This is a genomic window from Photobacterium obscurum (assembly GCF_026191635.1).
Classification (GTDB): domain Bacteria; phylum Pseudomonadota; class Gammaproteobacteria; order Enterobacterales; family Vibrionaceae; genus Photobacterium; species Photobacterium obscurum.
This window is the reverse complement of the sequence record NZ_JAKRRW010000007.1, coordinates 11123-26502: the sequence shown is the minus strand read 5'-3', so window position 1 is coordinate 26502 and position 15380 is coordinate 11123. Positions and strand designations below refer to the sequence as shown.

Annotated in this window: 14 protein-coding genes; 8 read left to right on the top strand and 6 right to left on the bottom strand. The window is 47.0% G+C overall.

The window, feature by feature from the left end; all coding sequences use genetic code 11:
• Positions 1-11: 11 nt before the first annotated feature.
• Together MD588_RS10780 and MD588_RS10775 are read left to right on the top strand one after the other, a co-directional pair.
• A complete protein-coding gene (locus tag MD588_RS10780; protein ID WP_265697224.1) occupies positions 12-473 on the top strand; it encodes a DUF302 domain-containing protein in 462 nt (153 codons plus the stop codon).
• A gap of 152 nt (positions 474-625) precedes the next feature.
• Positions 626-1564 carry a chemotaxis protein CheV gene (locus MD588_RS10775; protein ID WP_265697223.1) on the top strand — a complete coding sequence of 313 codons (939 nt, stop codon included), beginning with the start codon at positions 626-628 and terminating at the stop codon, positions 1562-1564.
• Positions 1565-1726: 162 nt separating this feature from the next.
• On the opposite strand, the gene MD588_RS10770 is transcribed toward MD588_RS10775, so the two are convergent.
• A complete protein-coding gene (locus tag MD588_RS10770) occupies positions 1727-1912 on the bottom strand; it encodes a hypothetical protein (protein ID WP_265697222.1) in 186 nt (61 codons plus the stop codon).
• A gap of 17 nt (positions 1913-1929) precedes the next feature.
• Positions 1930-2715 (bottom strand): sortase-associated OmpA-like protein PdsO, encoded by a 786-nt coding sequence (gene pdsO, locus MD588_RS10765; RefSeq protein ID WP_265697220.1) that lies wholly within the window; start codon positions 2713-2715, stop codon positions 1930-1932.
• Positions 2716-2976: 261 nt separating this feature from the next.
• Between pdsO and pdsR the strand changes: the two genes are divergently transcribed.
• A complete protein-coding gene (pdsR, locus tag MD588_RS10760; protein ID WP_265697218.1) occupies positions 2977-3663 on the top strand; it encodes a proteobacterial dedicated sortase system response regulator in 687 nt (228 codons plus the stop codon).
• An 18-nt stretch (positions 3664-3681) separates the two neighbouring features.
• Positions 3682-5856, top strand: a complete 2175-nt coding sequence (pdsS, locus tag MD588_RS10755; protein ID WP_265697216.1) for a proteobacterial dedicated sortase system histidine kinase — start codon at positions 3682-3684, stop codon at positions 5854-5856.
• A gap of 355 nt (positions 5857-6211) precedes the next feature.
• Here the strand turns inward: pdsS and MD588_RS10750 are convergent, their stop codons facing one another.
• Positions 6212-6397 (bottom strand): hypothetical protein, encoded by a 186-nt coding sequence (locus MD588_RS10750; RefSeq protein ID WP_265697214.1) that lies wholly within the window; start codon positions 6395-6397, stop codon positions 6212-6214.
• 252 nt (positions 6398-6649) lie between these two features.
• Here MD588_RS10750 and MD588_RS10745 point away from each other — a divergent pair, with 252 nt between their 5' ends.
• On the top strand, positions 6650-7285 hold the full coding sequence (locus MD588_RS10745) for a hypothetical protein (RefSeq protein WP_265697213.1): 636 nt from the start codon (positions 6650-6652) through the stop codon (positions 7283-7285).
• 109 nt (positions 7286-7394) lie between these two features.
• Here the strand turns inward: MD588_RS10745 and MD588_RS10740 are convergent, their stop codons facing one another.
• The 3 genes from MD588_RS10740 to MD588_RS10730 all read right to left on the bottom strand — a co-directional run bounded on the left by MD588_RS10740 (position 7395) and on the right by MD588_RS10730 (position 9892).
• Positions 7395-7661: a hypothetical protein gene (locus tag MD588_RS10740; protein ID WP_265697212.1), complete on the bottom strand. Its 267-nt coding sequence runs from the start codon at positions 7659-7661 to the stop codon at positions 7395-7397.
• A 135-nt stretch (positions 7662-7796) separates the two neighbouring features.
• On the bottom strand, positions 7797-8915 hold the full coding sequence (gene gcvT, locus MD588_RS10735) for a glycine cleavage system aminomethyltransferase GcvT (protein WP_265697211.1): 1119 nt from the start codon (positions 8913-8915) through the stop codon (positions 7797-7799).
• A 341-nt stretch (positions 8916-9256) separates the two neighbouring features.
• The gene (locus MD588_RS10730) at positions 9257-9892 is read right to left on the bottom strand and encodes a helix-turn-helix domain-containing protein (RefSeq protein ID WP_265697210.1); all 636 of its coding nucleotides are present in this window, start codon (positions 9890-9892) and stop codon (positions 9257-9259) included.
• Between the two features lie 575 nt (positions 9893-10467).
• On the opposite strand from MD588_RS10730, the gene MD588_RS10725 reads away from it, so the two are divergent.
• The 3 genes from MD588_RS10725 to gcvP all read left to right on the top strand — a co-directional run bounded on the left by MD588_RS10725 (position 10468) and on the right by gcvP (position 15286).
• Complete coding sequence (locus MD588_RS10725) at positions 10468-11763, top strand: serine hydroxymethyltransferase (RefSeq protein WP_265697209.1); 1296 nt, start codon at positions 10468-10470, stop codon at positions 11761-11763.
• A 112-nt stretch (positions 11764-11875) separates the two neighbouring features.
• Complete coding sequence (gene gcvH, locus MD588_RS10720; protein ID WP_265697208.1) at positions 11876-12256, top strand: glycine cleavage system protein GcvH; 381 nt, start codon at positions 11876-11878, stop codon at positions 12254-12256.
• A gap of 132 nt (positions 12257-12388) precedes the next feature.
• Positions 12389-15286, top strand: a complete 2898-nt coding sequence (gene gcvP / locus MD588_RS10715) for an aminomethyl-transferring glycine dehydrogenase (protein ID WP_265697206.1) — start codon at positions 12389-12391, stop codon at positions 15284-15286.
• Positions 15287-15380 lie beyond the last annotated feature (94 nt).

The window sequence follows — 15380 nt, the reverse complement described above, 5'->3', positions numbered from 1 at the left end:
GGATATTAATAATGAAGAAGATAATTCTAGCGACCATATTATTATTCATCGCTACCCCCTCAATCTCAGCTCAAAAATTAGCCAACGGAATCATCCATGTCCCGAGTGATTTCAGCGTCGACCTCACAACACAACGAATGGTTAGCCTGCTAAAAGGTAAAGGCATGATGATCTTCAATCAGATAAAGCACTCCAAAGCTGCCGAGGAAGCAGGGATCAATATCAGGGATACTGAACTTATTATATTTGGTAACCCCATCGTTGGTAGCACATTGATGAAATGCCAGCAAAGTGTAGCGCTTGATTTACCCCAAAAAGTAATGATCTGGGAAGACGCAATGGCAAAGGTATGGATATCCTATAACGACCCCAGATATTTAGAGAAAAGACATCATATTTCCGGCTGTGAGGAAATTATCACCAAAGTAGAAAACGTACTCGCCGCGACAGCTCTCTCAGCTTCAGTAAAATAGTAAGCAGCACAACAAGCGGTAATAATCACATTATTACCGCAATTTCTCTGTTCCCACCCTGCTCGTAGCATATATATGACGTGACAATGACTAGCCGAAAAGCATATACTTTAATGATAACTTTAATAATTCAGTGACCTGCCGAGCGAACTATGGCCAATATTTTAGATTCTGTTGATCAGCGTACCCAACTCGTTGGTGAAAACCGACTTGAGCTACTTATCTTCCAGCTGAACACATCACAGCTATTTGCTATCAACGTATTTAAAGTTAAAGAGGTTGTTAAGCTGCCCAAACTTAACACCCTGCCCGGCTCGCATCCTAACATAAGTGGTGTGGCGAATATTCGTGGTCAATCCATTCCCGTTATAGATCTCCGTCAGGCAATTGGTATGCGCCATGTTGAACGCGATGGCGAATGCAACATGATCATTACCGAGTACAACCGCTCGGTACAGGCTTTCTTAGTGGGTCAAGTCATGAACATTGAAAACCTGACATGGCGAGATATTCAGCCACCACCAAGCCAAGTTGGCCGCAATAACTATCTGACAGCCATCACCAAGCTACAACGTGATGGTGTAGATCGGCTTGTTAGTATTATCGATGTCGAAAAAGTATTGGCCGAGATTATCGATTACGATATCCAGATCTCTGAGGAAGTCCTCGATACCAATATTGTTAACCATTTCCATGGCCGCAAAATATTGATTGTTGATGATTCATCAACAGCCCGCGCCCAGATCCGCGATACCCTTTCACAGCTAGGACTTCAGGTGATTGAAGCCAGTGACGGCCTAATGGCTCTGACCCTGTTGAAAAAATGGTGCGATGAAGGCAAGAATATCAATGATGAAATTCTGATGATGTTCACTGATGCCGAAATGCCCGAGATGGACGGATACAAGCTAACCCATGAAATCCGTAACGACTCGCGCATGAATGACCTACATATTGCTCTGAATACTTCCCTCAGCGGCAGCTTCAACGAAGCGATGGTGAAAAAAGTCGGCTGTGATCGATTCATCTCCAAATTCCAGCCAGATTTATTGGTAGAAGTCGTTCAGGACAGGCTCCGCGCAATTATTTAGTTCCTTCGACCATAACAGAACTCGCCTCTCGGCGAGTTCTCTCTTCCTGCGTGACAATTTCAAACGGAATCACTGTGATTCCCTCCTAACAATAAACAAGGCTAAAGTGGAGCACAGAAAGTCGCAACAACACGGTTAACCACCGCTGATCATCCATAAACATTATTGACACTCCTTACTCGCTACTCCGTCTAGTTCGTTCCAGGCCCGAAGTGTTTCACCATGCAAGATATCTATTTTTTGATCTTTAATGTCTTCTGCTTTTACCGATAATTGCATCGTAAGCAACACCATAATCAGAAGAGGAAGCACCCAGCCAGGTGCTCCATTATTGGTCTGTTTATTCATACCGACACCCGCCTTCTTTACTGGGCATTCGCCGTACGTACATGACCCTGGCTACTACGCAAAGTGACGCGTCGGTCGAAGAAATCCCCCTCAAAGTTCTGCTCTGCCTTTAATGGTTCCTGATCACCATAGGCTGAAGCAACAATCTGCGCTTCATCGACACCATGTTGTTGTAAATATTCGCGAACAGCCTCAACACGTGCATGAGACAGGTTCAAGTTTTTCAGGCTATCACCGCGACGGTCAGCGTAACCCGCCAGCTCCCATTTTACTTCTGGAGCCTGTTTCATGAGTTCGGCAAGTTCATCAAGCTGTGCTTGAAAATGAGGCTCAATGGATGCTGACCCAGTACGGAAGTGCACGTTCATTTCTAGCGCCAAATCAATCTGACGTTGTTCCAGATTTTGCTTGTCGATATCTTGCTGAATTGCTTGTTGCTGTAAACGGGCAATTTCAATCTGCGCCTGATTATATTGCTGGCTGATACGCTCAAGTTCCGTATTTCTTGCTGTCAGCTCCACCACTTCTTCATCTTGTGCTTTAATGTATTCTTCCTGCCCGACGGCTGTACCAACAATACCGCCGACAATCGCCCCAATCACCGCACCGGCAGGCCCGCCGACCACCGCGCCAAACGCCGCACCGGAGCCTAAGCCAATCAATTGCTCGTCTTGGCCCGCCTTATAAGAGTCTTGGATATCGTTATTCAGTCCTGGCTGCATTGAAGTTGCTTGTGCTGCCGGAGCAATTACAGAAGCCATGATTGTTGTTGCGATCAGTGTTGAGATTAGCTGCTTTTTCATTGTGTTATTCCTCATCGGTAAAATTCGCGTTAACTCGTTTCACGTGTTGTCCGAATCTAGATTTCGTTTCGTTTTCGTTTCGATGAGGTCATTAAACCAATTGGATCTGGCAATCTTGGGGATAAAAAAAGGCAATGTGCTGATCAATTGTGGCAAAAAAATGGCAATCACCTATATCAGCTTTTTTCGGCACTTTTTTATTGTATAGTCACCAGATATCAATAGTCCTACGGCTATAAAGAACAATCGCTAAGGTAAAAAATGAAAAATATTGTCATTGTTGAAGACGAAGCTGCGATTCGTGAAAACTATATCGATGTATTAAAAAAGCATGGCTATAACGTGCAGGGATATGACAACCGACCGGATGCACAAGCTGCATTTGAGCAGGCACTTCCTGATCTCGCCATCATTGATATCGGCCTTCAAGATGAGATTGACGGTGGCTTTTCGCTATGCCAATCATTACGCGCTTTATCACCCACGGTGCCAATTATTTTCCTGACAGCAAGAGACAGTGACTTCGATACCGTTTGTGGTCTGCGTATGGGTGCTGATGACTACCTGACCAAAGACACCAGCCTGCCCCATTTGATGGCACGTATTGCCGCACTTTTCCGCCGCAGTGATTTACTGGCTACCCCGACCGAGCAGGAAACGCTGATCGAACGAGGGGCACTAACAATAGACAAGAACAAAATGCAGATCTTCTGGAACAAGCAACTGATCGAGCTAACAGTGACCGAATTCTGGATGGTCTACGCCTTGGCTAAGCGTCCGGGACATGTAAAAAGCCGTCATGATTTGATGGACGAAGCCCAGGTCGTCGTCGACGACAGCACAATCACGTCCCACGTAAAGCGGATCCGCAAGAAATTCTTGCTGTGTGATGCCAATTTCGACTGTATCAGTACTGTGTATGGAATGGGATACCGTTGGGGCGCGTAGCAGAGGTTGATGAATAACATGCCTAAATTTCCTTTCGGTCTAAGAACCAAAATCATACTGATCTCCAGCTTTTTACTCACCCTGCCCTGGGTTGGCTACAAGTATATTCTTGAAATGGAAAAGCTTCTGCGCCAGGGACAAGAGCAAACACTGGTAGGCACGACACGCGCTGTGGCTACCGCCCTTAACGAGCGCCCTAAGCTGTTTAGTGGTCAGGCAAGCTTCCTGGAATCAGTGAAGAAAGGTCGGGATTTATATGCCTATGAGCTGCAACACCCTATCAAGCTAGACGGCCAGCTCAATGACTGGATTGATTATGACGATAAAATGGTGCACTACGGGCGTGAATATGTGCAGTTCAGCCGTCGTCCTTATAGCAGCAATAGCATCAGCTTTCGCCATATTGTCGGTAAATATGATGGCTACCTGTATGCAGCTTTTGAAGTGTCCGATAAGACACCGATCATGCGGCGAAAAGACTCTATTCGTGTCGACCGTAACGATCATTTGATTATTGCCATGACCTCACCAGATGGCGAGTTTTCACGCTACGTTGTTTCCGCCTATGAAGATGGTTGGGTCAATGCATGGCAAATTAACGGCAACATTGCCGATCCCGGCAGCCTCTCGCAACAAAACCAAATTCAAGGTTATTGGCGTAATACCGACCAAGGCTACAACATTGAACTTCGGATCCCGCTTTCCTTTCTAGGTAACAAACTGGGTTTTGCATTCTACGATATCAACAATGCCCGGAATCGCGAAATCGATACTATCATCGGCACCTCTAATACCTCTCATCTCAACCGGCTGGGAACAGTATTAGTACCATCGCCGGAAATCGAAAAAATCCTCAAAGGCATGGGCCATACCAGTACGCGGATCTGGGTTATCGACCGCCACCAGCGAGTACTCGCGCAAACAGGAAACATCCAGGAATCAAACGGGGTGTGGTCATCATCGATCCGATATAGCGATAACAGTGAATCATGGTGGAGCCAGATCGAGAAAAAATTTCTCCACCCTCTTTACTACCGCTACCTGATTTCTAAGCCGACAGATTTTGTTGATTCACTGAAAGATGCCGCACTAGTCAAAGGCGTCCACGTGTCACAGGCGCTAAGCGGGCGTGGTTATTCCCATTGGCGTCAGTCAGAAGATGGGAAAGCAATGATCCTTGCCGCAGCGTATCCAATTTGGCTCGGTGATAACGTGATGGGTGCCGTCGTAGCAGAAGAGTCAACCACGGGAATTCAAACCCTTCGCAACCGTGCACTGGAAGAATTGCTCAATGCAATCCTAGCCATTATTGCAATTGGTACCGTCACGCTCTTTTTATTTGCTTCCAAAATATCCTCACGGATCCGCCGTCTTCGTGATGAAGCCGAGCTTGCCATTGATAGCCAGGGGCGAATCCAGCAACCGATTTCCCCAACAGAGGATACCGATGAAATTGGTGACCTCTCACGCAGTTTGTCCGCGATGGTCGGACGCTTAGGGCAATATAACCATTATCTGGAAAATCTTTCCTCGCGCTTATCGCACGAGCTAAGAACACCCGTTGCTGTTGTTCGCTCTTCGATTGAAAACCTCTCGATGCAAAATCAGGATGAAGATTCGCAACGCTATATTGCTCGGGCTCAGGACGGTGTACACCGATTAAGTACCATATTGTCGAGCATGACAGAGGCAACACGTATCGAGCAAAGCCTTCAAGGTGCGGAAAAAGAGCGTTTTCCACTCAATGAACTAGTATCGGGCTGCATGCAAGGCTATCAGATGGCTTACCCCAACCAAGCATTTGATGTAAAAGTCGAAAAGTCAGAGATATTGATAAACGGTGCGCCAGATTATCTTGCCCAGCTACTGGATAAGCTCGTCGCCAATGCCGAGGATTTCAGCCGGGACCAGGATGCTATCGAAGTTTCCCTGATGCAAAAAGGGCGCTCTGCGGTTTTGACAGTCAGCAACTACGGGCCTTTATTACCACAGGACATGTCAGATCAATTGCTTAACTCTATGGTATCGGTACGGGCCCAGAGCAAGCAAACCAAGCCTCATCTTGGGTTGGGTTTGTTTATCGCCAGGCTGATCACCCAATACCACAACGGCACAATTCATTTGCGTAACCGCCGTGATAACAAAGGGGTCGAAGTCACTATCAGCCTACCTTTAGAAAAAGTAGACAATTAATATACCTCCAAGTAAAAAAGCACCCTCGGGTGCTTTTCTTTTAGGCCATCACTGCGGCTGAATACAGCCCGATAGCAATTATTATCGCTGCTATTGCTAACAGCACTTCAAACAGCATATTTTGCATAGACTATCCAACTCAAAATACCAAATTGAGCCTTTAAAATTCAGTTTGGTATTTATCACCAAGCCAACTTCTCGGGGCCTTTATTATCCAGCCAAGGTTCACCAATTCACTCGTTCGTTATCATGAAGAACATATAACAAGTTGCTTAGGTAAACTAAACCAATTACCCAGAGTTAGCGAACCACAGCTGGTATTTACGAATGCTCAAGCAGAAAAGCACCATAATGATTAACTATTTATTAGCCTCGCCTGTTTGGATGCATGGCAATACATACTACCCGGCTCAACAAGCACACCTTCAACTCCCACCGAAGATGAATACTCAGAACCTGATTTTACTGTGAATGCACGAATCACACAGACTGCCGCATACACACTGACTAATACAAATAACAAGCTAACAATGGTACTCAATATGCCTTCCTCTGTTTAGGTTACGCATTTGATATTACCTTTATAGGCTAAATCCAACCTGAACAACTTGGCTTAAGCGCAGGTGGCATACTGGTAAAGATACCGGTATCTACAAACGAAAGTTCAAAGAGTGCAATACTATTCCAAAACTCTGTTATCACTCGCATTCTGTTTTATAGCGACTTGCCTCAAGAGAAACTTAAGGCCATTAATACTCAATTCATCCGTTATTTATTCACAGAAACCAGAATAATGAAACCACTGCTGCAAGTACTGGCATTGCTCGCGATTACCACGCAAACACCCACCTATGCGGCAGACAAAGAAAATATTTCGTTGCCTTTCAATGAATATAATGCACTGAAATTACTTGCTAAATGGAAGGTCAGTACGGTCGAGCTTCCCCAATATATCGATACCGACACCAATGGTGTTTACGGTGCCGATCATAATCACAACCACATCAGGGATGATTACGAGCAAATGCTACTTTCGACCTATCACAGGCCAGAATATGTGGTTATGGGATTACTTGCCGCAAAGAAATGGGACCGCCTATTGGATATCTACACAAGATCGCTTCTTGTCGAAGATGTTGATCTGGCAAAAGGCGTTTTTGCTGAAAGTATCGCCATCAATCGTTGCTACTATCATCTACAAGCGGTTGATAACTCGCTAACATCACCAGTATTGGCTTATTTCAACACTGACGAAAGGCTTCAAGCCAAAAAGTCAGCTGAAGATAACTTACTCTCAGTGATAGGCGATCAGCATAACACCTTGTCTTTTAGCAACCAGCCTTGCACGGTTTTTTCCACTTTTCTAAAAACCGCTCTGTCGTCTGAGCAGCCTCAAGATCTTAATATCGTTCCTGATATCAATTATTAAAATAGTCTTGATACCAGTTTTGAAGCCGGGCAAAAAAGCCCGACTCCACAGCAATAAACCAAACTAACTGCCGACCAAAACAAAAATAATGCAGACACGTTTTACAACGCTATCGATCTACCGGATTATTTCCAGGTAACTCGGTTGTCCATGTTTTTTCAGGCTCAGCCGAAGCCTGTGCCATTAGTTCTTGCTCTTTCTTTTCCATCGCCCGGTACTGTGCTTCGCAAACACTTTTTGTCAGTTTGTCAGCGCCATAGGTATTCATGCATCGATCCATATATTCAGCGTATGACATTAACAATGTATCAGCCTTGGCATTGGCCAGCACCAACATGCCCGCAACAGCAATTAGTAATACACCCACCACCTTCATAGCTCGTATCCAGCTTATTCGACCTCTTTAAGTGAAGGTGATCCCCGGCCACTCCGCCAATAAAAATCAAAGAAAAAGGAGCCTCGCGGCTCCTTTCTGCTTCATACACTAACTAGCGAGGTATGCACACACTGCTTAGCCACGGTAGTAGTTTTGTGGAACAAACGGCATTTTCTCGACCGTCATTGGCAATTTTTTACCGCGAACTTCGGCAAAAACTTCAGTACCGATCTTAGAGAGATCAGTTTGAACATACGCCATTGCTACCGGTGCGCCTTTCGTTGGGCCAAAGGTACCACTTGTGACAATACCAATTTCGTTATCATCAGTATCAAACAGCTTGCTGCCTTCACGTACCGGCGCTTTTGAATGACCAATCAGTCCAACACGTTTGCGCGACACATCCTTAGTCTTAATCTGCTCAAGGATCAGCTCGGCTCCAGGGAAACCACCGGCACGCTCGCCGTCAGCACGACGTGGCTTGCTGATCCCCCACAACAGGCTAGCTTCAACCGGCGTCGTCGTCGTATCGATGTCATGGCCATACAGGCACAGGCCACATTCAAGGCGCAAAGAATCACGAGCCCCAAGGCCAATCCACTCAACTTCCGCATTAGCGAGTAGTTCGCGAGCAAGCGCATCTGCCTTGTCAGCCGGTACAGATATCTCGTAACCGTCTTCACCGGTATAGCCTGAGCGGCTCACCAAACATTCAACGCCAAGCAACTCAATTGCTGCTGCATCCATAAATACCATCTCACTCACAGCAGGGTTCAGGCGAGCCAGAACTTCAGCAGCTTTCGGCCCTTGTAGAGCAAGAAGAGCGCGGTCGTCAATCAGCTCCATCTCGACATCTTCAGGTAGATGCGCCTGAATGTGGGCAATATCTTGTTCTTTACATGCTGCGTTAACCACCACAAACAAGTGATCACCGAAGTTTGTCACCATCAGGTCGTCTAAAATTCCGCCCTGCTCGTTTGTAAAGAAGGCATAACGCTGTTTGCCCGCAGGCAAATCAATAATATCCACCGGCACTAATGCTTCCAGTGCTTTCGCGGCATTAGCGCCATGAAGACGAAGTTGCCCCATGTGCGATACATCAAACAGGCCTGCCGCTTCACGGCAGTGAATGTGCTCCTTACGAACACCCAATGCATATTGAACAGGCATGTCATAGCCAGCAAAAGGAACCATTTTCGCGCCCATCTCAACATGAAGAGCGTGCAGAGGTGTTACCAGTAATTCTTGCGACATACGTTTATACTCCGTGAACCGCGAGCAATGCGGCTATTATCCATATCACTTGTTGCGACTATGTTAAACACAGTTTCCTATAGTAAACAAAGTTTATTGTTGTTCAAACTGTGCTACATCACATAATTTCACAATGGTGGTAATTTTTTTTCTCGTGTCTGACTTTATAGTCATACCATCGAAAAATAATAGAGAGGAAACACATCGATACGACGAATTGTTAACAAATGATTTATCGATTTTCGAACACACTTGCCCGCAGGCATAATGACACCAACGCCTACAGCAGCCACTCTAAAGTCAACAGAATTTCTACAAGACCAGTGCCATTTATCGCATTATCACGATGCTGTTACCCAAAGGATATGTGCATCTTCATCACTTACTGATACCAGCATATGCCCCATCGTGGCATCGTAATACACCGAGTCACCGTCACTCAGGTTTACTGGTTCATAAAACTCAGAGTAGAAAGTAATCTCGCCCGACAGCACTAGCAAAAACTCTTCACCATCATGGCGAATCCAGTCTGAGTAATCTTCAAACTGGCGAGCCCGTACCCGTGATTTGAACGGCATCATCTTTTTCTTAGTCAACTGTGTTGCCAGCAGCTCATGTTCATATGTGGTTGTCGGATGCGGTTTGCCATCATCCTTACGGGTAATGTCTCTACGACCGCTGGCCTTTATCTGCTTTGGTGGTGCAAACAGTTGAGGAATATCAATTTCTAACCCGCCAGCCAGCTTTTGCATTGCCTGGAAGGTAGGGGAAATCTGTTCGTTCTCAATCTTTGACAGCGTCGAACGAGCCAGCCCTGTGCGTTTACTGGCTTCCTCCAGAGTTAGCCCATGGGCCATCCGGATTTCCTTTAATCGCTTGCCGAGCTTCAACGGCTCGATCTTTTCATCTTTATCGCTGCCCTGTTCTTTCGCCACCGTCATCGATGGATAGATATCAACCTGTTGTTCGTCACTCATTACATCCCTCCTTGGTACTACTGTTACTTCATTTTGGCATAGCCATTCGGAAACTTAAAAGTCATACCAATAAAAAAGTTTGACCGATGCATCATATTTGAAACAAAGTTTCCAAAAGGAAACCTGCACTTTTCAGCTGCCTTTTTCACCGCTTACAAGAGCAATAATTGTACTGCGGCACATTCCTTTCTCTCACACTACATTATTTATAAAATGCTGGCAAAACCCTTATGGATACTGGGATTGCTATCATTATTAACCAGTCCGCAACAACCGTGCCCAACACAAAATTGACTAAGAAATTGGCCTTTTAAGAGAAATTCACATGACAATACGCAAACGTTTGCTTAAAATACTCGTCACTAAAGTAGACAATGTTCCACTATTGGAAATTTCCGTTTGATCGGCTATCTATAGAAGGGTATGTTACGCAGTTGTTAGGGTCAGTTGGAAATTCTAAATCATTTTTTCGTCTGATTAAGGCAATAAGCTACAGATATTATCCATAACAACAAAACAGCCAACGGCTCTGGAAAATGGAACACCCACTAGGGCGCACTTGAGGATAACGTGAAATGAAAGCTTCATACCAAAACCATGACTTAGAAATGTTCTTCTCCACCGATCTTGCTCAGGTGGATGGAGCAGTAAACGCAGGCATCGCGGCGGAGCTCAACCGCCAGAACCAGCAAATCGAGCTGATTGCCTCAGAGAACATCGTTTCTAAAGCGGTTATGCAAGCGCAAGGAAGTTGTTTAACCAATAAATACGCCGAAGGCTACGCCGGTCGCCGCTACTACGGTGGTTGCGAACACGTCGACGAAGTCGAAAAAATCGCCATTGCACGTGCCAAACAACTTTTCCAGTGCGAGTACGTTAACGTTCAGCCACACTCTGGTGCCCAAGCAAACGGTGCCGTCATGCTGGCGCTACTACAGCCCGGTGACACCATCCTCGGGATGTCTCTGGATGCCGGTGGCCACCTGACACACGGTGCTCGCCCTGCCCTTTCCGGCAAATGGTTCAATGCGGTTCAATACGGCGTCAGCGAAGAAAACTGTGAAATTGACTACGAGCGCGTTCGTGAGCTGGCAATCGACAGCCAACCGAAGATGATCATCGCTGGTGGCTCGGCAATTCCACGCCAAATCGACTTTGCTAAGTTCCGCGCTATTGCCGATGAAGTGGGTGCGTATCTAATGGTAGATATGGCACACATCGCGGGCCTGATCGCTGCAGGCGAACACCCTAGCCCAATTCCTCATGCGCATGTTGTTACAACAACAACGCACAAAACCCTACGTGGTCCTCGTGGCGGCATGATCCTGACCAACCATGAAGACATCAACAAGAAAATCAACTCAGCGGTATTCCCTGGCCTTCAGGGCGGTCCGCTGATGCATGTGATTGCCGGTAAAGCAGTTGCCTTGGGTGAAGCCCTTGAACCTGAATTCAAACTGTATATCAAAAACGTGATCAACAACGCGAAAGTGTTGGCCGAAGTCCTGCAAGCTCGCGGATGCGATATTGTAACCGATGGCACCGATACCCACCTGATGCTGGTTGACCTGCGCCCTAAAGGCCTGAAAGGCAACCAGACTGAAGAAGCGCTAGAGCGTGCCGGCATTACCTGTAACAAAAACGGTATTCCGTTCGATCCTGAAAAACCAATGGTGACCTCAGGCATTCGTTTAGGTACACCAGCGGGTACCAGCCGTGGATTCGGCGCGGCAGAATTTAAACAAATTGGCGAGTGGATTGGTGACGTTCTTGACGGACTGGTTGCCAACCCAGAAGACAACAGTGAAGTTGAGCAGCGTGTGAAACAGCAAGTACAGAAATTGTGTGCCCGTTTCCCGCTTTATCATTAATCCTTCTCTGACACTTATTGATAGCAAAACGACAATCTGTGGCCCGGTGCCTTTTTATACGGGCCAGTAAAAATAAACAAAATCTGCGGAAGCATTGCGCAAGGAGTTAAAAATGGAAAATACATTGAAGTTCGCTGAAAGCCATGAGTGGGTTCGTGATAACGGTGACGGCACTATCACTATGGGTATCTCTGAACACGCTCAGGGCCTTCTAGGCGATGTTGTATTCGTTGATCTTCCAGAAGTAGGCGATTCAACAGAAGCTGGTGAGTCTTTCTCTCTGGTTGAATCTGTTAAAGCAGCCTCTGACATCTATGCGCCGGTAACAGGTGAAATCGTTGAAATCAATGAAGAACTGGAAGACAGCCCAGAACTGATCAACGAAGAACCGTACGAAGGTGGCTGGATTGCTAAAATCAAAGTTGCAGATGTTGAAGAGCTAGACAAGCTTATCGACGGTGAAAAATACCTAGCGACCATCGAAGAAGACTAATTGAATACCGGCTTTTAAGCTCAGTAAATCAATTACACACTGCTTAAAAGCCGTTTTCAAACCCTTCTCGATGACTCCCCACTATTGCGCCATGCTCAGGTGTAATAGGTAGTAACTGTTCAGGAAAGAACCATGACCGACATGACTCTTCTAAATGCATTAAGTGACGATAAGGAATTTGCAGGTCGTCATAATGGCCCAGATTCAGCACAACAAAAAATCATGCTGGAAACTATCGGCGTTGCTAGCGTTGATCAGCTGATTGAAGAAACCGTTCCGGCAGCAATTCGCCTACCAGAACCAATGAAGCTAGACCAACCTCAAAGCGAAGCAGATATGCTTGCTGCGCTTAAAGCCGTTGCGAGTAAAAACATCATAAATCGCAGTTTTATCGGTCAGGGTTACTACAACACCTTAACACCAAACGTTATTCTGCGTAACGTACTGGAAAATCCAGGCTGGTACACAGCCTACACTCCATACCAACCAGAAATTTCCCAAGGCCGCCTTGAATCGCTGCTTAACTACCAGCAGATGATTATGGATCTGACTGGCATGGAACTGGCAAACGCCTCGCTGCTTGACGAAGCAACCGCGGCAGCCGAAGCCATGACACTATGTCAGCGTGCTGGCAAGAACAAGAGCAAAGCTTTCTTTGTCTCAAACGAACTGCACCCACAAACTATTGACGTAGTCCGCACTCGTGCGGGCTACATTGGTATCGAAATCATCACTGGCTCTGTTGAAGAGCTTGATAACCACGATGTATTCGGTGCCCTCGTTCAGTACCCAGGCACCAGTGGTAACGTGGTCGATCTGACTGAAATAATTGAAAAAGCACACGCCAAGAAAACACTGGTTGCGGTTGCCTCTGATCTGCTAGCACTAACGCTTCTAAAATCACCTGGCGAAATGGGTGCTGACGTCGTTATCGGTAGTGCCCAGCGCTTCGGTGTACCGATGGGCTTCGGTGGTCCGCACGCGGGCTTCATGGCAACCAAAGACAAGCATAAGCGTACAATGCCAGGCCGCGTTATCGGCGTATCGAAAGATTCCAAAGATAACCAAGCGCTACGTATGGCAATGCAGACGCGTGAGCAGCACATCCGCCGTGAGAAAGCGACATCAAACATCTGTACTGCCCAGGCACTGCTGGCAAACATGGCTGCATTCTATGCCCTATACCACGGTCCGGAAGGCCTGCGTAAAATCGGCCGCCGTGTCCACCACCTAACAGCGATTCTTGCTGCTGGCCTGCGCAACTCTGGTATCGAACTGGCGCATGACACTTTCTTCGACACCATCACGCTAAACACTGGCAAGAAAACCAACGAGTTCTACAAAAAAGCACTCGATGCAGGGATGAACCTGCGTAAATACCCGGCTACTGATGATAAGAGCGGTCAGCTTGGTATCAGCATTGACGAAACCACCAAAGTTGAAGATATCGAAGAGTTGCTTGCTCTATTCAGCGGTGACAAGCTTCAGGCATCTATGTTTACTGCTGATATCGCGGCTGATGAGTTTGCGGCTATCCCAGAAAGCTGCCGTCGTACCAGCAAGTACCTGACGCACCCAGTATTTAGCGAGCACCACAGTGAAACGCAGATGATGCGTTACATGAAGAAGCTGGAAAACAAAGACTACTCACTGACTCACGGCATGATCCCGCTAGGCAGCTGTACCATGAAGCTAAATGCCGCAGCTGAAATGATTCCTGTGACCTGGCCTGAGTTCGGTGCCCTGCACCCATTTGCTCCGGCTGATCAGGCGAAGGGTTATGCTGAGCTGGCTGAGAAGTTCTCCGAAATGCTGTGCTCGGTAACTGGCTACGATGCATTCTCGTTACAGCCTAACTCAGGTGCCCAGGGTGAGTACGCCGGCCTAATCGCAATCCAGCGTTACCACGAGTCTAACGGTGATTCACACCGTAACGTCTGTTTGATCCCAAGCTCTGCACACGGTACTAACCCTGCCTCAGCAGCGATGGTTTCAATGAAAGTTGTTGTCGTCGGCTGTGATGACCTGGGTAACATCGACGTTGAAGATCTGAAAGCCAAGATCGAAAAACACCGCGACAACTTGTCGTGCATCATGATCACCTACCCTTCTACCCACGGTGTATACGAAGAAGCCGTTCAGGAAGTGTGTGAGCTAGTCCATGAAGCTGGCGGTCAGGTTTACCTTGACGGTGCCAACATGAACGCGCAGGTTGGTTTAACCAGCCCAGGCTTTATTGGTTCGGACGTCTCGCACCTGAACCTGCACAAAACCTTCTGTATCCCACACGGTGGTGGCGGTCCGGGCATGGGGCCTATCGGTGTGAAATCACATCTGGCTCCGTTCCTGCCGGGTCACACAGAAAGCTCTGAAAGCGACAAGCCTCAGTACGCGGTATCAGCAGCCGAGCTAGGTTCTGCCTCTATCCTGCCTATCTCATACGCATACATTGCGATGATGGGCGAAGAAGGCCTGACTGAAGCTACTAAGCTGGCTATCCTGGGGGCAAACTACGTGATGGAGCGTCTACGTCCACACTACCCGGTTCTGTACCGCGGTACACACGGCCGTATCGCTCACGAATGTATCATCGACATCCGTCCAATCAAGGAAGCCTCTGGCATCTCAGAGGAAGACGTCGCGAAGCGCCTGATGGACTACGGTTTCCATGCTCCAACCATGTCATTCCCTGTTGCCGGTACACTGATGATCGAACCAACAGAATCTGAAGACCTCGCCGAGCTGGATCGCTTCTGTGATGCGATGATTGCTATCCGCCACGAGATTGCTCGTGTACAAGATGGCGAGTGGGATCTGAAAGACAACCCACTAGTCAACGCACCACATACTCAAGCTGACCTGATGGAACCCGAGTGGAACCGCAGCTACAGCCGCGAGCTAGGTTGCTTCCCATCAAACCAAACCAAGGACGCCAAATACTGGCCGACGGTTAACCGGGTTGATAACGTATTTGGTGACCGTAACCTAATATGTTCTTGCCCGGGTATCGAGAACTACATCGAAGACTAAGGTCGTGTTGAGGGTGATTAATTAAGTTGGTTAACGATTTAATGAAGATGGTTAATACAATAAAGTTGGTTAACCCTAACCATAAATAGCCAAG

What these genes read in the sequence shown, in the direction of transcription:
- MD588_RS10780 (WP_265697224.1), top strand. Translation starts at nt 12, where the DNA reads ATGAAGAAGATAATTCTAGCGACCATATTATTATTCATCGCTACCCCC.
- MD588_RS10775 (WP_265697223.1), top strand. Translation starts at nt 626, where the DNA reads ATGGCCAATATTTTAGATTCTGTTGATCAGCGTACCCAACTCGTTGGT.
- MD588_RS10770 (WP_265697222.1), bottom strand. Translation starts at nt 1,912, where the DNA reads ATGAATAAACAGACCAATAATGGAGCACCTGGCTGGGTGCTTCCTCTT.
- pdsO (WP_265697220.1), bottom strand. Translation starts at nt 2,715, where the DNA reads ATGAAAAAGCAGCTAATCTCAACACTGATCGCAACAACAATCATGGCT.
- pdsR (WP_265697218.1), top strand. Translation starts at nt 2,977, where the DNA reads ATGAAAAATATTGTCATTGTTGAAGACGAAGCTGCGATTCGTGAAAAC.
- pdsS (WP_265697216.1), top strand. Translation starts at nt 3,682, where the DNA reads ATGCCTAAATTTCCTTTCGGTCTAAGAACCAAAATCATACTGATCTCC.
- MD588_RS10745 (WP_265697213.1), top strand. Translation starts at nt 6,650, where the DNA reads ATGAAACCACTGCTGCAAGTACTGGCATTGCTCGCGATTACCACGCAA.
- MD588_RS10740 (WP_265697212.1), bottom strand. Translation starts at nt 7,661, where the DNA reads ATGAAGGTGGTGGGTGTATTACTAATTGCTGTTGCGGGCATGTTGGTG.
- gcvT (WP_265697211.1), bottom strand. Translation starts at nt 8,915, where the DNA reads ATGTCGCAAGAATTACTGGTAACACCTCTGCACGCTCTTCATGTTGAG.
- MD588_RS10730 (WP_265697210.1), bottom strand. Translation starts at nt 9,892, where the DNA reads ATGAGTGACGAACAACAGGTTGATATCTATCCATCGATGACGGTGGCG.
- MD588_RS10725 (WP_265697209.1), top strand. Translation starts at nt 10,468, where the DNA reads ATGAAAGCTTCATACCAAAACCATGACTTAGAAATGTTCTTCTCCACC.
- gcvH (WP_265697208.1), top strand. Translation starts at nt 11,876, where the DNA reads ATGGAAAATACATTGAAGTTCGCTGAAAGCCATGAGTGGGTTCGTGAT.
- gcvP (WP_265697206.1), top strand. Translation starts at nt 12,389, where the DNA reads ATGACCGACATGACTCTTCTAAATGCATTAAGTGACGATAAGGAATTT.